Here is a 21869-nt window from a genome sequence, read left to right as displayed (position 1 = left end):
AATTTTATTTTACTCTCGTGGATTTTATATCAAATCACCTCTACAAAGTATCCTTAAAACATCATATTCTTTTTTGGTTAGGATACTTTACTCTAAACACTTTACGTTGGGGTAGTTACTTTAACGATGTCTCTTTTGAAGGCGTTTTAGAGTTCCCTTATTGGTATTCTTTAAAAACAAATACGCTTGGTTTTCCGATACACATGATATTATGTTACCTTAATATTTATGTGCTAATGCCTAAGCTTGCCTTTAAGAAAAAGTACGTATCTTATATTGTAATTATGCTATCGGCTATCTTTATTATGGTAGTGGTAAAGTTCAATTTAACATACTTTATGGTAAATCAAAATGTATGGCCAGAAGGTCCTGCAACCATTACAAATCTATCGTTAAATTATACCATAGATATGATGTTTGGAGAACTTTATGTGGTTACGTTTGTTACCGCCATTAAAATTACTTTAGATTTTTTAGAAGAACATAAGCGTGTTGCAGATCTTGAAAAAACACAATTAGAAACCGAATTATTATTTCTAAAAACTCAAATTTCACCGCATTTTTTCTTCAATACTTTAAATAATATTTACTCGTTATCTGTAGAGAAATCGAAAAAAACGCCAAAAATTATTTTAAAATTGGCAGAATTGATGAGATATCTGCTTTATGAAACAAAAAATAAACGCCAATCTTTAGAAGCCGAAATTCTTTGTATTCAAAATTATTTAGACCTAGAACGCGTTAGGCATAATGATCAATTAGAGATAGATATGTCTATTTCTGGAGATATTTCCGATAAGGAAATTGCACCTATAATATTGCTTTCTTTTATAGAAAATGCGTTTAAACATGGTGTACACAAAAATATAGGAGAAGTTAAAATTGAAATTGATTTATCTATTAAAGAAGATTTTCTGTATTTTACGATTTCAAATCCTATGCCTGTAATTACAGAGTATCAGGAAACGTTTTCTGAATCTAGTGGGATTGGTTTAGAAAACGTGAAGAAACGATTAGCATTAGGCTATGAAAAAAATGATTATAAATTAGATATTAAAAGTGATGATGACATGTTTGTTGTTAAGCTTAAAATAAAAGTCTCTTAAAACTAATACAAACTCATGAAGGTAAAATGCTTAATAATAGACGACGAACCTCTTGCTATTAATGTCATTAAAAACTACTTGGAGCAAATAGAAGATTTTGAACTTATTAATACATTTAGTAATGCTATTGATGGTTTAAATTTTTTAAAGAGTAACACGGTAGATGTTATATTTTTGGATATTAACATGCCTGTACTCGATGGTTTAAACTTTATTAAGAGTTTAGAGAATCCGCCACTTTTAATTATTACAAGTGCTTATGATGAGTTTGCTGTAGAAACTTACGAACTAGATGTTCTAGATTACCTTATTAAACCTATAGAATTTCCGAGGTTTATGAAGGCCTTAAATAAGGTGAATAGGAGGTTAGAGAATAACAAAGTAATAGTAGATACCTCTAAAGATAGACCATATATCTTTGTTAAAATTGATAAGAAGAAAATGAAAAAAATCTTTTTAGATGAAATCTTAACCGTAGAATCTTTAAAAGATTATTTAAAAATAAATACCCTTACGGGGAAATATATTATCCACAGTACATTATCAGATTTTACTAATTTATTACCTTCTAATGATTTTATTAGAATTCATAGATCTTATACCGTAGCTATTGATAAAATTGATGCTGTAGAAGGCAATAGTGTAGAAATAGAAGGGCTTAGGTATGTAATAGGAAGGTCTTATATTGAAGAAGTTAAACAAAAAATATTAAACTCCTCTATATAAGACCTTGGTTGGTTTTATTTGCTATTAATAAATCCTAAAAATGATAACGTTTAAAGGCTTCAATAGCTGCATAATCAGCTAAGCCTAAATCGTTGTATTTTTTTGCTGTTAGTCTATTTCTATCTTCAACTCTTACCCAAAATTCTCTGTTATCGTCTCCTTGAAACATAACACCATCCTTTTGCGATTGGTGATAAAATATAGCATGTCTTTTTCTTAAAACTTGGTCTGGACTCATTGGTACAGCCATTTCAATCTCGTAAGATTCCCATTCGTGCCATGCACCACGGTATAACCAAACCCAGCAATCGTCCATATAGCTATTGCTTTTTAAAGCTTTTAAGGCTATAAAAATGGCGTCTAAACAAACTTTGTGAGTACCATGTGGATCGGCTAAATCGCCGGCGGCATATATTTGGTGAGGCTTAATAGTGTCTATTAATTCGCATACAATGGCAATATCATCTTGACCTAAATTATTCTTTTTTATAGTTCCTGTTTCGTAAAAAGGAAGGTCTAAAAAGTGAACGTGGTCATCGTCTAATCCAAAGTAGCGTGTAGCTCCAAGAGATTCACTTCTTCTAATAAGTGCTTTTAGTTTTCTTACTTCAAGAGAGTCTATTTCATTACCTGTTTTATCGTTTAGGTAATCTATAATAGCTTGAGGTTCTTTAGCATCTGCGTTAAATGTTTTTGCTATTTCAGCAAATTTTAAAGCTTCTTCATCAGAAACAGCAATGTTTCCAGAGGTTTGGTATGCAATATGCACATCGTGTCCTTGCTGTACTAATCTATCGAAAGTACCGCCCATAGATATAACATCATCATCTGGGTGCGGGCTAAAAATAATAACACGCTTTCTTTCTGGATTTGCTCTTTCTGGGCGATTAGAGTCGTCTGCATTTGGTTTTCCTCCTGGCCAACCTGTAATGGTTTTTTGCATTTTATTAAACATCTTAATGTTTAAATCGTATGCAGAACCTTCTTCGACTAACAAATCGGACATGCCGTTATCGTTATAATCTTTGTCGGTTAATTTCAAGAAAGGTTTCCCTGTTAATTGGCTTAACCAAACTACAGCTCTAAGTTCTAACTCTTCGGTCCATTTACAAGACGCTACTAACCATGGTGTTTTAACACGAGTAAGTTCTGCCGCTGCACCTTGATCTAGAACAAATGTAGTATTATCATGTTCTTGTAAGTATGTTGCAGGAACTTGCCCTGTAATTTCACCTTCAATAGTTTCTTTTAAAATACTAGCTTTATTTAAACCCCAACCTAATAAAACAATACGCTTAGCACTTCTTACAGTACCAACACCCATTGTAATAGCTTTTCTAGGCACATTATCGATACCTAAGAATGAAGGTGCCGCATCGGCTCTTGTAATGTGATCTAAAATAATGCTTCGTGTTCTAGAATTAAAGTGCGATCCAGGTTCGTTAAAACCAACATGACCTGTTCTACCTATACCTAGTAATTGGAAATCTAAACCTCCAAGTTCTGTAATTTTGTTTTCGTAATCAATGCAATATTGATGTAAATCTTCTGGGCTTACTGTACCATTTGGAACGTTAACATTTTCAGGAAGAATATCAACATGATTAAACAAATGCTCGTGCATGAAGTAATAGTAACTTTGGATGTTGTTTTTATCCATTGGATAATATTCATCCAAATTAAAAGATACCACGTTAGCAAAACTTAAACCTTCTTCTTTGTGCATTCTTACAAGTTCTTCGTAAACTTTTATAGGCGAAGACCCAGTTGCAAGACCTAAAACACAAGGTTTGTTTGCTGCGCTTTTTTCTTTAATTAAAGTAGCTATTTCTTGAGCAACGATAATTGAAGCATCTTGCGAAGATTCGAAAATAACATTATGTATTTTCTCAAAACGTGTTTCTTCAAATTTACCGGCTTCTCTGTATTTAATTGGTTCTGTTTGCATATTACGTGTAATTTGTCCTTAGTTATCCAAAACTATCTTTTTATTGTTTTAATGTCTTAAAATTTCGACCAGTAACTTCTGGTTATAGACAAAAAAATCAGTTGAGTGACGTGTTTATTTGTTAAGTGCTTATTTTTCGGTTTTAATCTCTAAACTGTGTTTTGCATAATTTAAACCAAGTGCTTCATACCTTTTTGTTAGATGAATAAGGCGTGTTTGAAAATCGTTCCAATCTTTAGTTTCATAGCTAGACCATACTACTTCAGATAACGCTGTAAGCCTTGGTAAAACCATATATTCAACCTGTTCTGGTGTTTTGATGTATTCGGTCCATACATTGGCTTGTGCGCCTAAAATGTATTTTTGTTCTTCTTTGGTTAACTCTTTTGGTAACGGGTTGTAACTATAAACTTGTTCTACGGAAGTGTTTCCGCCAATAGCAAGAGGTTCGTTAGTTCTATCTTTTGTTTGGTAGAAATCAAAATAACAAAAACGAGTAGGCGTCATCACTACATTATGATGCATTTTTGCAGCTTGAATACCTCCTTTTTCACCACGCCAAGACATTACGGTTGCGTTTGGTGCTAAACCACCTTCTAGAATTTCATCCCAACCAATAATATTTCGTCCTTTAGAGTTTAAGAATTTTTCAATACGTCGAATAAAATAACTCTGTAATTCATGCTCGTCTTTTAAGCCTTCTCTTTTAATAATATCTTGAGCTAATTTACTGGCTTCCCATTGTTTTTTTGGAGCTTCATCGCCTCCAATATGTATTAATTTACTAGGGAAAAGCGCAATAACCTCTGTTAAAACATCTTCTAGGAATTTAAAGGTTTCTTCGCTTGGTGCATATATTTCTGGAAATACGCCCCATCTTTTTCCAACTTCATATTGTTCGCCTGTGTTTCCAAGTTCTGGGTAAGCCGTAATGGCAGCAAGAGAGTGTCCTGGTAATTCTATTTCTGGAATTATGGTAATGTGTCTTGTTTCCGCGTAAGCGACAACCTCCTTAATATCTTCTTGAGTGTAAAAACCACCGTAAGGTTTACCATCGTATTTCACGTCTGGTTTATTCCATGTGTTGCCATGACCAACAATAGTTTCTTTTCTAATGCTACCAATAGAAGTAAGTTTTGGATATTTTTTTATTTCTATACGCCATCCTTGATCTTCGGTTAAGTGCCAATGAAAAGTGTTCATTTTGTGCATGGCCAATATGTCTATGTATTTTTTAACGAACGATACTGGGAAAAAATGACGAGCAACATCTAAATGCATGCCTCGGTAAACAAATTTTGGACTATCGACAATACTTGTTGCAGGAATTGAAACTTCTGTTTGAGTGTTACTAGCAGTTGCAGGTAAAGGAATTAACTGACTTAAGGTTTGAATTCCATAAAACACACCAGCGCTTGTTTTACCAGTAATTGTAATTTGATTGTAGCTTACAGAAAGGGTATAACCTTCATTGTTTTCTATGGTTTCATCTAGCTTTAATAGAATGTTTCCTTGGGTTTCTTTAGAAAAAGGAATGCTTTTACCAGAAATAGTACTTAGCATTTCAGAAAGGTATTGTCCTTCATTTTCTAATGCCGTTTCTGCAGTAATTACAGTGTTTTTATCTAGCAAAAATCTGCCTTCGGAAATTTTTAAAGATGTAGGTTTTGGAATAATGTGGTAATCTGCTTCGGCATTGATGACCTTTGCGTATTTGTTTGAACAGGCTGAAACAATGATGCACAGCGCAATTAGTAGAGTGTTTTTCATTATGAGTGTGTTGTTAGTATTAATTTTTTAAAAAACAATAAGTTCGTCGATTAAAATTAGCGAAGCGTTACCAGCTCTGCGATGCCCTTCTGGTATCGGGTTAACGCTTTTAGCTTTCACTTTTATAGCTTTTACTTGTGTTTTTTTGAATGCTATGGTAGATTTTACTTTGTTTCTACCTTGCGTATGGCTGGCTTCTAGTTGTTTAATTTCGCCTAGTTTGGTAAAGGTTTTGCCGTCTTTAGAGCCATAGATTTCAATGTATTTGGGAACATAAACGCTAGAGTTTGTAAACCTAAGACTTGTAACTTCTAGAGATTGAATGTCTGTAAGTTTTTCGAAGATTAAATCGACATCTAAATTACCTCTTATGTTTTGCCAATTACGATCGCCACGGTTTAATTTTCCGAAGTTTAAATCTATGAGCTTGTTTGTTTCTTTTGCACCGGTAATTTTTGGTGTATTATAAACAACTTTGGCGCCAACGGCTTTATGTATAGGAAAGGTTTTTTCTGAAATATTGCCTATTTGTTCTTCTTTATAAAAAGTGGTTGCTTTTAAAGTGGTTGTATTTTGAATATAGAAAGGATTCTTGTATTTTATAGAAGTTAGCGAAGGTTCTGTACCATCTAATGTGTAGTAAATATCCATGCCATTAACTTCGGTTTTAAGAGCAATTTCTATACTACCATTTTTTTGTCCAGTATGGTATATTCTAGCATTATAAGCACTTGTTGCATAACGCTCGCCTTTTTGATCTAAACGTTTAAATTGGTTAAGTAAACGGTTTGTAAAACCATCCCAGTTTTTATCGGCTTGACTGGTCCAACCATTTTCCGCTACAGCGTATAAACGCGGAAATGTCATGTAGGTTATTTGGCTCCAATTTCTAAGCGATTCTGTCCATAAATTACCTTGAAGACCCAAAACATGTTTGCCTTGTTCGGTAGTTAAGCTATCGGAAATTATTTTATAATTATAAGTGTCTTTTAAAAAAGAGTAGGCGTAACCAAGATTCGGTTCTAAGTCGTCGTCACCTTGTTTTAAATCGAAATAGCAGTATCGTGAAGGTGTCATAATTACATCGTGTCCTTGTCTAGCTGCTGCAATGCCACCTTTTTCTCCGCGCCAAGACATAACAGTTGCGTTTGGAGCTAAACCACCTTCTAGAATTTCGTCCCAGCCAATCATGTTTTTACCGTGGGTATTTACTATTTTTTCTACACGTTTAACAAAATAGCTTTGTAGCTCGTGTGTATCGGCAAGATTTTCTTCTTTCATGCGGAGTTGGCAATCTAGATCGACTTCCCATGCTTCTTTATTACATTCATCGCCACCAATATGCATATAATCAAAAGGGAATAAATCCATAACTTCACCTAAAACATTTTCAACAAACTCAAAGGTGACTTCTTTGCCAGGACAATAGGTGTTGTTTCTAACTACACCACCTGTACCTACGTAAAAAGGGCCTGTAGAACACGAAATTTCTGGGTAAGATGCAATAGCTGCTAAAGAGTGACCAGGCATGTCTATTTCTGGAATTATCTCTATATATCGTGCTTTGGCGTAAGCTACAATTTCTTTAATATCGTCTTGCGTGTAAAAACCGCCGTATGTTGCTTTTTCGCCAGGTTGCTGTGTTGGGCGTCCCCACCAATTAGAAGTGTTTTCATCTTTATCATTTTGGTTTACACGCCAAGCGCCAATCTCTGTTAATTTTGGATATTTTTTAATTTCTATGCGCCATCCATTATCGTCTGATAAATGCCAGTGAAAACGATTTAATTTTACTTCTGCCATAAAATCAATAGCATCTTTTACTTCTTCTTTTGTGAAAAAATGACGAGAAACATCGAGCATATAACCACGCCATTTAAAAGCCGGTTCGTCTTTAATGGTAACCGCGGGAATTCCCCAAATGGTATTTGTTTGTTTTTCTTTGGAATAAAATGTTGTAGGCAGTAATTGTCCAATGGTTTCCATAGCATAGAAAAAACCGGCCCCTGAAGCCGATTTTATATGTATGCCACCTGTATTTACGACTAATTCGTAAGCTTCAGGGTTGAGAGATTTTTCAGTATAAAAAATAATATCTGCTTGTTCATTATTTATACTTATTTCTGGGATCCATCCGGATGCGGTTTCAAATTTTTTAAAAAAATTGGTTGCAATGGTTTGTTGCTCTTGGTTATTAACTGATACAGTTGTTTTATCGTTAATAATAAAATGTCCGTCGCCTTCTATTAATTCTGCTGGTAACGGGATAATTGCAGTTTCTCCTATTTTTAGTTCTTTTTTATCGCATGATGTAAGCGCTAGTAAGAAACATAATAAGTATGGGGTTAATGTGCTTTTTATCTTTCTAAAAGGGGTACTCATGTTTTGGTTGATGTTAGAAGTTAGTGTTGTTAATAGTTTACTTTTTAGCGGTGTAAAAAAATAAACTGATTTTATCTTCACATATTAGTTTGTTATAAAAATATACTTATTTATGTTTTATGAGTTTAAATTTCGACCAATAACTTAGGGTTATAGATAAAAGTCGTTTTCGTCTTACGTCTTTAAGGTTTTATAAAAGATTAAAGGAATATTATTCAGTAATCATGTAGATTATAGCGTACTAAGTTGTATTTGTAGGTTTTAAGAGCGAGAATTTATGCTGTGTTTAGGTGCGTATTTGGGGGTGAATACTGCTTTTTGTAAGATAAAAAACACGTTTTGTGTTAGGGATTATCCTAGTGATAATGGGCTTTTAGGTTGTGTTTTGATTATTTGTCGAGAGCTAGAGGTCATTGGTCGAAATAGTTACCTATTAACTTTAAAGAACTTATAAATTTATTACATTCTTAATGTAAATTTTAAAAGTATTAATATTAAAAGTATTCTATATTGTTTAATCAATATTGAGTGTTGATTAATATTTTTGCCTTTGAAATAAAATAAGGATATCAAAAAATATATATTGTTAATTAACTCGAATTTCTATGAAAATTAAATTAAAAAATTTCTCTTTCTATCGAAAAAAAGAGCACTTAAGGTTTTTCTTGAGCGTATTGGTTTTTTCGTGTGTTTCTGCCAGTTACGGTTTGGAACCTATTATGAGTGTAGAATCTAAAAAGACTACAAACTATTTACAACAACAAGTAAAAGGACTTATTACAGACGTTAACGGGCAACCTATTCCGGGTGTTAATATTGTGGAAAAAGGTACAACAAACGGAGTTCAATCTGATTTTGATGGAGGATTTTTTATTACCCCATCAAGCGATAACGCTGTTTTGGTATTTTCATTTGTAGGTTTTGTTACAAAGGAAGTTTCTATTGGTAGCCAAACAGATATTACAGTTGTTTTAGCTGAAGATATTGCACAACTTGATGAAGTTGTAGTTGTTGGTTTTGGTACTCAAAACAGTAGTAAAGTAGCAACATCGGTAGCCCAAGTAACATCTGAGGAATTAGGAACAGATGTACGTCCTGTTACCAATTTATCATCTGCTTTAGTTGGTGCTTTACCTGGTTTAAATAGTTCTAACTCTGCTGGTGGTGCACCAGGGACTAACCAAAGTTTTTCAATTCGAGGAGCAAGTTCTTTAAACTCTACAGCCGCCCTAGTTATTATCGATAATTTTGAAGGGACTTTAGAAGATATAAATCCGCAAGAAATTGAAACGGCAACAATTCTTAAAGATGCTGCCGCTGTAGCTATTTATGGAGCACGAGGGGCTAATGGTGTGTTATTAATAACAACTAAAAAAACTAAGAAAAGTGAAAACATATCTGTAACTTATAACGTAAGTCAATCCATACAGAGCACTCCTAAATTTGCAGAATTAATGACTGCTGAAGAATATGTGAAATTTTCTAATGTTGCAGATTCTGGATCTTTTAGTGATGAAGTTGTTGCATTGGCAGAAAGTGGTTTTTATCCAGATACCCAATGGGCGGATGAATTATACCTTAGTTCTGCAGCTCAACAGTCTCATAATTTAACAATAAAAGGGGGTAGTGAAAATATTGGGGTTTTAATGAACACAGGATATCTTGAACAAGATGGTTTAGCAATAGGGGAAGACAATTTTAAACGTTTAAACTTAAGGTTGAAAATAGATGCCGATATAACAGATTGGTTAGAGGTTGGGACTAATGCATTAATAACCAACAGAGTAATTAACCAAACAGAGATTACATCTGGAACAAATTTAATAGGGTCTCCATTCTACCCAGTTAGATCTGTAGATGGCTATTATGTAAATAATGATAGTGGTGCAATAAACCCAATAGCAGCTGCACAAGCTGGAAGCTATAATAAAACATCGAGAGACAACCTTAATATTCAAGCTTATGCTAAAATAAAACCTTTAAAAGGCCTTTCTTTAGAACAAAGTATTTCTGTTTTAAAAAATCATACCAACCAAAGGATTTTCAACAACTCTTTCGAGTATATTAATCTAGATTTTCAAGATACCGATTCTTATACCAATACAGAATCTACAAATAGATCTATTAATCCTGCAGAATCTGATGCTAGAACATTTACATTAGCAACAACTACTAGTTATACAGTAACTGCACTAACACGCTTAAATTACGATTTTAATATTAACAACACCCATAACTTTAAAGCACTATTAGGTTTTCAATCTAAAGAATATGAAGGTGAAGGTTTTGGAGCTTCAAGAAAAGGGTTTGCTCTAGATACGCCTGTTGATTTAATTCTTGGAGAAGAAAATAACACAGTAAGCGGTGAAGAATTAGGTAATTACTCGTTCATAGAAAATAATGCAACATTATCCTATTTTGGTAGATTAAATTATGACTATAAAAACCGTTATATCATAGAAGGTTCATTCCGTTATGATGGTAGTTCTTATTTTGCAGAAAATAATAAATATGGTTTTTTCCCTTCTGTAGCTGTAGCTTGGAATGTAAAAGCAGAACCTTTTATGTACAAAGCAAATTGGGTTGATAAGCTTAAAGTTAGAACCTCTTACGGTATCACTGGAGATGACAATGGTGTTGAAGGTTTAACAACACAATTAGTAAGTTACTCTGCTGCTGGAGGCTACCCTATAGGAAGCGTAACTAATTCAGGATATGCACTTGGTGCTTATGCTAACCCCGACTTAAAATGGGAAACGGCTAAAATTCTTAATTTTGGTTTAGATTTATCTTTATTTAAAGGAAAACTTCAAGTTAATGGAGACTATTTTATTAATAATAGAGAAGATATTATCGATACTGATAGTAATACTTCAGACGAATTTGGTTTTGGAGATGTTACTGCCAACTTATATGATGTTAAAAGTTGGGGATGGGAATTAGATTTAAAACATGAAAACAATATAGGTGAAAATTTCACATACTGGGTAGGTGGAAATCTGTCTTACTATGATAATGAAATTACGGACTTAGCTGGTTTTGATTCTGAATTAGTAGCTGTTGGACAAAGTATAAGTGATCGCCATGGGTATGTTACAGATGGGTACTTTTCAAGTGAAGCAGAAATTGCTTCTCATGCAGACCAAACTTCTGTTGGCGGTGCTTACGTAGGCGGGTTTAAATATACAGACCAACTTACAATTGATTCTGATGGCGATGGCGTTTTCGATACTGGCGACGGAGTAATAAACATTGATGACAGAGTTATTATTGATAATAACACAGCAACAAACTATCGTGTTGGCTTCAACTTAGGTTTTAGTTATAAAGAACTTTCTGTATCCGCTCGTTTTTATGGTGCTTTTGATAGAAATCAATACTTTAACAATGCCTTGTCTCACGAGCCTTTATTAGCTTCAAACTCTTACGCATATCATTTAGATTATTGGAGTCCAGATAATACCGATGCATTATTACCTGTACCTGTTGGAGCTGGAAATCAAAACTATACTTCAACAGTATCCGATTTTATAAAAAATAATGAATTTATAAAACTACAGAATATAACTATTGGGTATAACTTAAAAAAGGCATTAAATATAAAACAGCTTAAATCTGTAAATATTAACCTTTCAATGGAAAATCTTGGTGTAATCTGGACAAATAGCCCAGTATATGAATACGGATGGGATCCTGAAGTAACTACCGGAAACTTTAGTTACCCATTACCACTTACTACTTCTCTAGGATTAAATATAACACTATAAAAAAAATAAAAATGAAGAAATTTAATATAGTAATTCCTACATTATTTCTAATGTCCGTTATATGGTCATGTAGCGAAGACTTTTTAGAAGTTATAGATGGTGATGAGTATACTGCAGATGCATTATATCAAGATCAAGCAGATATGGAGAGTGCCTTAAATGCACTATATTTTTCTTTACCTGGTGCGGATATAACAGGTAATTTGGTGCCTTATTTTTGGACTGACGAAGCGGTGCATAGAAACATAAATGGTGAAGGCCGTTATGGATCAGATTTCAATTGGACAGCAACTAATGCTTTTTTAGATGATTTTTATAATTATTCTCGTATTGCTGATATCAATTTTTTTCTAGAAAAATTACCAGGTGCTTCTTACAATGATGAAAGTAAAAGAGATCAGCATGAAGCAGAAGCAAGATTTTTTAGAGCTATGCTTTACGAGCAAATGGTATTTGCTTACGGCGATGTACCTTTATTAACAAGTACTATTAGTTCTTCTGATGATCCTGCAAGGGACCCTCGAGAAGATGTCTTTAATTTTGTTATCTCTGAATTAACTGAAATAACAGATATGCTTCCTTTAACCTATGGCGCTGAAGATTATGGGCGTATTACTAAAGGTGCTGTTTTAGCCATAAAAGCCAGAGCTTACTTAAAAGCTGTAGGTTGGCACTCTAATACCTCTACATTGTATGCAGGAGCAGAAGAGGCTTGTGCCGAAATAATTGACGATGGTCAATACAGTTTAGCTAGCGGTATTGATGGGTTTAAAAGTTTATTTTACAGTACTGGAGATAGTAACACCGAAACCATTTTAACAAATATATATATAGAAGACCTAAGAACACATGCCTTAGCAAGACGACTTGCTTTAAAAGGATCTTGGAGAGGTACAGAACAATCAAATAGCAACCAAGGTAGAGCTGGTTTTTCATCAGATTTTATAGAGGAAGTACAAACTATAAATGGTTTATTTCCAAAAGACGATCCAGCATACGACCCAACGAATCCATATATTAATAGAGATCCGAGGCTTGCAGTTACTGCCGTTTTACCTGGAGATTTATTACCAAAAAATGGAGATAAAGATGCTTTTTATGAGTACCAACCAAATCCAAATATTAGCGGATCTGCTGGAAACAATGACAACATTGGAACTACCTCTGTAGGCACTGGTTATGGTTTTAGAAAATATATCGATTATGATTTAGATGGATTAGATGCAGGACATGTCGATTTAAAATTAATACGTTATTCTGAAGTTTTATTAATGTATGCTGAAGCTTTTGCTGGACAAGGTGATGATGGAAATGCTCTAATTTATTTAGATATGGTTAGAGAGCGTGTAGGAATGCCTAAATATGCAGATATAGGTTTACCTACCGTAACTAGAGGTACTACAGGAAATACTATGATTGATGCTATATTACTAGAAAGACGTTATGAGTTTGCTGGTGAAGGGCAACAACGCTGGTGGGATATTTGGCGTTATAAATTGGGAGACCAAGTAATAGGCCAAGTATATGGTATCCCAGTTAGTACTACTGAGCCTGGAGACTTATATGGTGAGAAATATAAAGCAAATAATAGTGATACAGAATTTGCAAGAGTTTGGAACGATTACTATTATTTATTACCTATTAGACAGACTTCTTTAGATGCTAACCCTAATTTAGTACAAAATCCAGGTTGGTAAAATTCAGAGTATTTATTCATAATAAAACCTCCAATGATTTAAAATCGTTGGAGGTTTTTTATTTGGTTTAAATAGATTGAATATTAAAGTTTTCTGCATACCGATACCAAATATTAATGAATTTCTTTTGCTCCATATAAAAGAGCTCTTTTTTAGTTAATAAAAAATTAACATGATTTTAATACTTATTTGTCGAATGGCAGGTGTTGTTTGTCGAAATTCTTGTCTCTATTTCGGTTGAAATATATAGGTTTATTATGTTTTTAACATTGTTTTGTGAAAATAAACGCTACAAAACCGAATTCCTTTAAGAATTTTTTTGCTTTTGTTTATTTTTATTAGAAGATGTTTAAAGATGAAAAGCTACTACTAACCACAAAATTTTTTAACTATTAATTAACTCACATTTCTATGAAAATTAAATTACACAATTTCGCTTTCTATCGAAAAAAAAGGCACTTAGGTTTTTTCTTGAGTGTTTTGGCTTTTTCGTGTGTTTCTGCCAGTTTTGGTTTGGCGCCAAACACAAGTGTAGATTTTAAAGTAACGCGTAGTTATTTGCAGCAACAAATAACAGGAACAATTACCGATATTAATGGGCAACCTGTGCCGGGTGTTAATATTAGGGAAAAAGGAACAGGAAACGGAGCGCAATCAGATTTTGATGGAGGCTTCGCTATAACACCGTCTAAAGAAAATGCTGTGTTAGTGTTTTCATTTGTTGGATTTAAAACTCAAGAAGTTACAGTAACTAATCAAAAAGTTTTAAAAATAACTTTGGAAGAAGATATTGCTGCTCTTGATGAGGTTGTTGTTGTTGGGTATGGTACACGAACTAAAACCACAGTAACATCTGCAGTTTCACAAATTGATTCTGAAACTTTTGAAAACAGAGCTATTGCAAGTGTGTCTAATGGTTTACAAGGAGCTGTACCAGGACTTCAAATTACAAACTCTTCAAGTGGTGGAGAGCCAGGAGCTGCTCAAAATATCAATATTAGAGGTTTAATGACTTCTACGGGTACTGGCATAAGTAATGCAGGTCCTTTAGTTCTTGTTGATGGAGCTGTGATGGATATGAACGACATCAATCCAGAAGATATTCAAACAGTTACCGTTTTAAAAGATGCAGCTGCGGCTTCTATTTATGGATCTAGAGCTGCTGGTGGTGCTATTTTAATAACCACCAAAAGTGGTAAGGATATGAATGGCGGTATGAAAGTTAACTACTCTAATAACTTTTCTTTCTCTACGTTTACACAATGGCCAGATCAAACAGACGCATTAACCTATGTAACTGTAATGAACGAGGCTGGATTTAATAATACGGGGCGTAACAATGTGTTTTTTAGTGAAGATGCTATTGATAGAATAGAACAGAATATAGCAAACCCTGGTAGTGCACCAACATTAGTTACTAAAAATAATGGTTTAGATTGGGATGTAAGTAGTGGTGGTCTTTACGGTAGTGGAAATACCGATTGGAAGGAATTCCTTTTTAGTGATTTTGCTGTAAAAACTAAACATAACCTAAGTTTTAGAGGTGGTGATGAAAAACTAAATTACTACATATCTGCAGGCGCTTATTCTGAGGATGGTTTGTTTAAAGTTGCAGAAAATACTTTTGATAGATATAATTTAGATGCAAAAATAGCAGCAAAACCTACAAAATGGTTAGCTTTTGAGCTTTTAACTAAAATGCAAAGAAGTGATGCTGTTTTTCCATGGGATCCAGCTTATGGTAGAGGTAGAGTATTTGATCAATTATCAAAACTAAAACCAACAATGCCTACGGTAGATCCTATTTATGGAGAGCCACTTCCTGGAGCTTATTACCCTTCATGGCAACATTCAAGTGAGGTTAATACAAAAAACCAATTGGTTTTATTACCTAGAGTTACTATCGAGCCTATTAAAGATTGGCGTATTAATTTAGAATACAACTATAGAACAAACAATAATAAAACGCTTTATTCCACTTCACAATATGAAGCTACAAGACCTAATGGAGATACACAAGTTATAATTTCTAGCGATCAAACTCGTGTTACTCCTACATTAGCTACTAATGATTATTGGTCTCCAAATATATATACAAGTTATAATAAAACATTAGGAGGACATCATTTTGATGCTACCGTAGGGTACCAAAGTGAACGTTATAATGTTTATAACATTAGTGCAAATGCATATGGCTTATTGTCGGATAATGTAACGGCAATATCTACAGCGGTAGGAGATCAAACAGTTACCGATAATATTTCTCACTGGTCTACAGAGAGTATGTTTGGTCGTTTTGGTTATAACTATAAAGGAAAATATATTGCTAGGGTTACATACCGTAGAGATGGGTCTTCAAGATTTGAGCCAGGAAATAGATGGGCTGGTTTTCCTTCTTTTGAGTTAGGTTATAACGTAGCAAAAGAAAACTTTTGGCCTATTGAAGAAATTAGTATGTTTAAACTTCGTGCCAGTAATGGTTCTTTAGGAAATCAAAATGTAGGTAACTATTTATATGTACCAAGAATTCCGGTTGCGAATGGTTTTTATCTATTTAATGGAGAAAGAGAATACACCGCAAATGTACCTAACTTAACCAGTATAAACTTGACTTGGGAAACTGTTAAAACTAAAGATATTGGTATCGATATTTTAGCATTGAACAATAAATTAGGCTTTTCTTTTGATTGGTATCGTTCAGATATTGAAAATATGTCTACCAATGGTACATCTTTACCTGCTGTTCTTGGAACAAGTTCTCCTTTGGTTAATGGTGGTATTTCAAGAACTCAAGGATGGGAAGCTGAAGTGAACTGGCAACAAACATTAGGTGATTTTAAATATAATATTAGAGCCACACTATCAGATTACAAACAAACTATTGTTTCGTTTCCTAATGAAACGCAATTATTATCAGACTTTTATACAGGGCGTGATCTTGGAGAGGTTTGGGGACTACAATGGGAAGGTTGGTTTGCTAGCGACCAAGAAGCTTTAGATAGAGAGTCTGTTGTAAATCAAAGATGGGTGCATAACAGTCAATTTGGTGAAGGAGATACTAAGTATGTTGATGTAAATGGAGATGGTGTTATTAACAATGGTAATGGTACTGTTGAAGATCATGGTGATTATACTGTAATAGCAAATACAACACCTAGATATCAATATGGACTTACACTTGGGGCAAGTTATAAAGGTTTCGATTTTAATGCCTTCATACAAGGTGTTGGAAAAAGAGACATAGCTCCTTTAACAGGTTCTTTAAAGAAACAATTTTTAGGTCCAAACCAAGGCCCATTTCACTCCAACGTATATGCAGAACATTTAGATTATTATAGACCTGCTGATACAGATAGTCCATTAGGTGCTAATACAGATTCTTATTTTGCAAGACCTTATGCCGTAAATAATGGTAAAAATAACAGAAACTACTCAAAACAAGTAGATCGTTACATACAAAACGGTGCTTATGCTAGATTAAAAACAATACAACTTGGATATACAATTCCTAGTGAAGTAACAGATAAATACAAAATTGATAGATTTAGAATATTCATTACAGGAGAAAACTTGCTAACAGTTTCTGATTTGTTATTTTATGATCCAGAATCTGTTGCTGGTCAATTTAGTGGAGGTTCTTCTTATCCATTATCAAAAACTTTTTCATTAGGGGTTAATCTTTCATTTTAAAATTTAATTTATAATAATTATGAAAAAAATATTTTATTTTCTAACAATATGCTCAACACTTTCATTAGTGTCATGTAGCGACGATATTTTAGATAGAACACCTTTAGACGAAATATCCGAACCAGAGTTCTGGAAAACAACAAGTGATCTAGAATTATATGCAAACTCTTTCTATAATAAATTGCCAGGATGGTCTGGTGTAGGTTTTGGTAGTGCTCAAATGCCAGATGTAGGTACTGATTTAGGTCTTGGCACAGGTATATCTTCTCGATTAGACGGATCTCAAGGTATTCCTAATTCAGGTAGTAATTCCCTTTGGAGCTGGGATGAAGTAAGACAAGCTAATTACTTTGTTTCAAATGTATCTAAAGCAGAAGGTTTAGAGACCGAGATTAATCAATTTACTGGTGAAGGTTATTTTTTTAGAGCCTATTTCTATTACGATTTACTAAAAAAATATGGTGATTTACCTATCTACGAAGCGTATTTTGATAACTTAGATGTTGATCAATTATACCAAGCGAGATCACCACGTAATGAAGTTGCCGATTTTATTCTTGCAGATTTAGACAAGGCTATTTCATTACTTAAAACTAAAGCTAATCTTTCTACACCTCGCGTAAATAAAGAGGCTGCGTTACTATTAAAAGCAACTATAGCGCTTTACGAAGGTACATGGGAAAAATATCATAGCGGTACGGAGTTTGGAGTAGCAGGATCAGACGGGACTGCTTTTTTACAAGAAGCAGCCGATGCAGCAAAAGAACTTATAGATGGAGGTACAAGAACTTTAAACCCTAGCTATGGCGATTTATTTAATCAAACAAACTTAAGTACAAACAATGAGATTATCCTTTGGAGAGAATATGATTATGTTGGTTTAGGTAATTCTTTTGGTAATGACGCTCAACTTAGTTGGCCTAATAATTTTTCTTATTCTCTAGATGCTATTAAAAGTTACTTAGCTCTAGATGGTTTGCCTATAGCTGTAAGTACACTAACCACAGATGATAAAGAATTAGCTAATATTGAAACAAACAGGGATCCAAGACTAGCAGAAACACTAATGGTTCCTGGAGATGTTACTGTTGTTAATATTGATGGTTCAATGTTATATTGGGAAGAGCCTACAGTAGGTCAAAGTGTTGGGGCATACGAGTCTCAAAAATATAGAATTACTACATTAGACCCTTCTACTAATAATTATAGTAGAAACACAGCAAAAATCCTTATGAGATATGGTGAAGCATTACTTATTTATGCTGAAGCTAAGGCTGAATTAGGAACAATTACACAAGATGATTTAGATATTACTATTAATGCATTACGTGAAAGAGCAGGTTTTGATTTTGCAACAAACGCAACAGCAAAACTTACGTTAAGCCCTGTTACAGATCCTAACTGGCCAGATTATGGACATACAATATCTCCTGTGCTTCAAGAAATAAGAAGAGAAAGAGTCGTGGAATTAATGAATGAAGGCTTTAGACTTGACGATTTAATGCGTTGGGGAGCACATAAGTTATTTGTTGATAAAAGACCAAAAGGTGCTTATTACGAAACATTAATAATGGACACTGCGGCAAATCTTGATTCTGATGCAGATGGTTATCTTGATCCTTATGCTGTAGAACTAGTAGACGGTTATAGTTTTAATCCAGATCGCGATTATTTACTAGCAATACCAGCGGAAGAATTGGTGTTAAACCCAAATTTAATACAAAACCCAGGTTGGGAATAATAATTTATAAATACTAACCCTAAAGTTGTTTTATAAAATGCTCAACACCTCTTTTGGTGTTGAGCATTTTTTTTTGCTAAATCATTAAGAGGCGTAAAACAAAAGGCTAATCTTCATAATTTCTCAATTTTCTCGTTTCATAACAAAAAGAACAGACTTATTACATAAAGTGTAGTATAAGTGTAACCCCCTTTTTTTAATGGTTTACATAGGTTTTTTGTTAATTTACGTATTGTTGTTTGGAGCGAGAATTAACTGCTTTACCAAATTGTAGATAGTTTTTTACTAAAACCAATAATGCCTAATTTTAAATCAAAAAAATAATGAAACAGATTTTTACATCACTTCTTTTAATTGTAGTTATTAATAGTAGTGTTTTTTCGCAAACTTCAACTGGGTTTCCAGAAGAATATAAAGTTTTACATATTGAACCTTCTAAAACAGATTCTACAATCTCAGAAGCAAATTCACCACATTTAGTAGTTTATAATCCAGAGGCTAAACAAGGGAAGCTTCTTTTCTTTATGCCAGGAACAGGAGGGATTGCACTAAAAGGGCCAAAGAGCTTATTTGCTACAGCTGTAAATCAAGGCTATCACGTTATTAATATATCATATATTAACACACCAGCAGTGGCGCAAATTTGTAGAGGAAAAGTGCTTGCTGAAAATTCTAATTGTACTAAAGAATTCAGAACTAGACGTATTTATGGAAATAATAATTTCTCATTAATTGATGATGCTCCTCAAGATGCCATAGTGAATAGATTAACTAAGTTACTTATTTATCTATCGGAACATGATAAAACAGGTAATTGGGATACTTACTTAGAAAATGGAGCTCCTAAATGGAGTGAAATTGCAGTTTCTGGTCAGTCTCAAGGAGGTGGAATGGCCGCTTTTATAGCCAAAGAACAATTGGTGTCGCGTGTAGTAGATTTTTCCGGAGGCTGGGATTATTCAGATAAACCAAAAATAGCGAAATGGTATTATTCACCAAGTGTAACACCAAGCGATGTTTGGTATGGTACATATCATGTTACAGAACCTGCAGCCAAAATAATAAAAGAAAGTTATGACGCTATGGGGATTCCAAAAAGCCATATTTATCCTTTTAATTTACCTGTTCCAGAAGGTAAAAAAGGCCATTCTAACGGTGTTAGAAATATTGGATATGTAAATGATTGGATAGAATTATTGGGTAAGGGTAATTAAGCTTCAATAATTTTTATTTCTTGATTTTTTTTATAATAAAAATGCGGTATCTGTAATTTTTTTTAGAGGCTATTTTTTTTAATAAAAAGGAGGTACTTTTACGTAGAACCCCATGCTTTTTTTTAACTTATAGTTCTTTATAATGCGTAATATATATATCAATATATTTTTTTTAATAGCTTTTTCAAATAGCATATTTGGGCAGGAGCATGAGGAAAAGCATATTGATTATTCGCAACAACGAAAAAAAGTAAGAGTTTTAGTCAATCAAGGGGAAATGGAACAAGCCCTAATGTTAAGTATCGATATTATTGAAAAGGCAAAAAAGCATAATGAAGATGATGCCGTTGCATTAGGGTATATCCAAATTTCGGGTATACTATGTACTATAGGGAAACATTTGGAGAGTTTGCAGTATTTGGATTTAGCAGACCAAATAATTTCCGAAGAAAAATTAGTAACAGCAAAAATTAAAATTTACGAAAATTATGGTAGAAATTATTCTGCACTAAAACTAAATGATAAATCCATTAAATTTCTGAATAAAGGACTTCGTCTTTATGAAACCAAAAAAACAACTTCCTCTGAACTCTTAGCCACGTTATATATTAATAAAGCATCTGCTTTTTTAAATACAAAACACAAAATAGACTCTTCATTATTTTATCTTCATAAAAGCTTAAAAATTAAGGAATCATCTTTTAAGTATGCCGTGATTTCAAATTATTATTTAAAAACAAATAGAAATATTGACTCTGCGAGGTATTACCTAAATAAGTCTAAGATGTTCATGCAGGGAAAAAAGGTTTCGGCATACCATAAATCTATTTTATTACAAGCGCAGGGTAACTTTTATAAATCTATTAAAGAATATCAAAAAGCTATAGATTATTATGAAGAATGCCTAAATATTTCTATTAGAATGAAGAAATATATAGAGGTTAAATTGGTGTATAAGCTCCTTTCTGAAACCTATGAGTTGCTTAATCAAGAAAGCCGAGCGCATGAGTATCTTTTGAAATACACCACTTTTAATGATAGCGTAAATATAATATATAAAAAAAACGTAGATGTTGTAATAAGTGGGTTTTTAAAAAGTCAAGAGCAAAACCATAAAGAAAAAGAAAAACAATTTAGTTACTTGTTAGGGGGTGGGATTTTACTCTTCATTACAATAACAGGGTTTGTTATCTATTACTATAGGAAAAAACGTTTGGGTTTAATAAAAGATAAAGAAAACGTTATAAAGCAGAAAAACTTAGAGCGTGATAAACTTAAACAAAAGCTTAACGTAGCTTTTGATGAGGTGATTTCTTTAGCGAAAGAAAATGATGCTTCTTTTTTAATTAGATTTCAAGAGGTGTATCCCAAAGTATGCGCAAAACTTTTGGAAGTTAATCCGAAACTAGTCAACACAGAATTATCATTATGTGCTATGATTTGGCTTAACTTTTCTTCAAAAAATATTGCACAATACACTCATGTACAACCAAAAACAGTGCAAACTAAAAAATATAGATTACGTAAAAAACTAGACCTTCCAGAAGGCACCAATCTTTACGTTTGGATTAAAAACTTATAATATTTGTTGCTTAAAACACATTTTTCTATCACACTCTATTTAAATATAAAGCATACAACTAGTCATTCCGCCGTCTGTTTTTAAAAATACGCCATGGAATTTCATTTTAGATATCCATAATTTTAAACCCACCATTTTTATAATCTCCTAATATCTTCAATCTATATTTAAAATATAGCAAAACATCTGTGTTTACAATAGCTGTAGTATAAGTGTAACCTCCAAAACACGGTCTTTTTTACGGTT

At 33.3% G+C, this 21869-nt stretch carries 11 protein-coding genes; 8 read left to right on the top strand and 3 right to left on the bottom strand.

Annotation, left to right across the window (positions count from 1 at the left end):
* Positions 1-17: 17 nt before the first annotated feature.
* Both DFQ06_RS14310 and DFQ06_RS14305 read left to right on the top strand, forming a co-directional pair.
* Positions 18-1106, top strand: coding sequence for a sensor histidine kinase (locus DFQ06_RS14310; protein ID WP_133968412.1), 1089 nt, complete (start codon positions 18-20; stop codon positions 1104-1106).
* 15 nt (positions 1107-1121) lie between these two features.
* Positions 1122-1832: a LytR/AlgR family response regulator transcription factor gene (locus DFQ06_RS14305; protein ID WP_042500311.1), complete on the top strand. Its 711-nt coding sequence runs from the start codon at positions 1122-1124 to the stop codon at positions 1830-1832.
* A gap of 34 nt (positions 1833-1866) precedes the next feature.
* Here the strand turns inward: DFQ06_RS14305 and nagB are convergent, their stop codons facing one another.
* From nagB to DFQ06_RS14290, 3 genes are all read right to left on the bottom strand, one after another.
* On the bottom strand, positions 1867-3780 hold the full coding sequence (gene nagB / locus DFQ06_RS14300; RefSeq protein WP_162857675.1) for a glucosamine-6-phosphate deaminase: 1914 nt from the start codon (positions 3778-3780) through the stop codon (positions 1867-1869).
* Positions 3781-3909: 129 nt separating this feature from the next.
* A complete protein-coding gene (locus DFQ06_RS14295) occupies positions 3910-5550 on the bottom strand; it encodes a beta-N-acetylhexosaminidase (protein WP_042506099.1) in 1641 nt (546 codons plus the stop codon).
* Positions 5551-5577: 27 nt separating this feature from the next.
* Positions 5578-7932: a beta-N-acetylhexosaminidase gene (locus DFQ06_RS14290; protein ID WP_133968408.1), complete on the bottom strand. Its 2355-nt coding sequence runs from the start codon at positions 7930-7932 to the stop codon at positions 5578-5580.
* Positions 7933-8537: 605 nt separating this feature from the next.
* On the opposite strand from DFQ06_RS14290, the gene DFQ06_RS14285 reads away from it, so the two are divergent.
* The 6 genes from DFQ06_RS14285 to DFQ06_RS14260 all read left to right on the top strand — a co-directional run bounded on the left by DFQ06_RS14285 (position 8538) and on the right by DFQ06_RS14260 (position 21623).
* Positions 8538-11699, top strand: coding sequence for a SusC/RagA family TonB-linked outer membrane protein (locus DFQ06_RS14285; protein ID WP_133968406.1), 3162 nt, complete (start codon positions 8538-8540; stop codon positions 11697-11699).
* 11 nt (positions 11700-11710) lie between these two features.
* Entirely contained in the window at positions 11711-13396 is a 1686-nt protein-coding gene (locus tag DFQ06_RS14280) for a RagB/SusD family nutrient uptake outer membrane protein (RefSeq protein WP_133968404.1), read from the top strand.
* Positions 13397-13807: 411 nt separating this feature from the next.
* Positions 13808-17086 (top strand): SusC/RagA family TonB-linked outer membrane protein, encoded by a 3279-nt coding sequence (locus DFQ06_RS14275; RefSeq protein ID WP_133968402.1) that lies wholly within the window; start codon positions 13808-13810, stop codon positions 17084-17086.
* A 19-nt stretch (positions 17087-17105) separates the two neighbouring features.
* On the top strand, positions 17106-18827 hold the full coding sequence (locus tag DFQ06_RS14270; protein WP_133968400.1) for a RagB/SusD family nutrient uptake outer membrane protein: 1722 nt from the start codon (positions 17106-17108) through the stop codon (positions 18825-18827).
* 323 nt (positions 18828-19150) lie between these two features.
* Positions 19151-20041: a BPSS1187 family protein gene (locus DFQ06_RS14265; RefSeq protein WP_133968398.1), complete on the top strand. Its 891-nt coding sequence runs from the start codon at positions 19151-19153 to the stop codon at positions 20039-20041.
* Between the two features lie 142 nt (positions 20042-20183).
* Entirely contained in the window at positions 20184-21623 is a 1440-nt protein-coding gene (locus DFQ06_RS14260; RefSeq protein WP_133968395.1) for a transcriptional regulator, read from the top strand.
* The last annotated feature ends 246 nt before the right edge of the window (positions 21624-21869 follow it).

Source organism: Algibacter lectus, assembly GCF_004368925.1.
Classification (GTDB): domain Bacteria; phylum Bacteroidota; class Bacteroidia; order Flavobacteriales; family Flavobacteriaceae; genus Algibacter; species Algibacter lectus.
The sequence above is the reverse complement of the archived record's forward strand: the minus strand, read 5'-3'. Positions and strand labels throughout refer to the sequence as shown.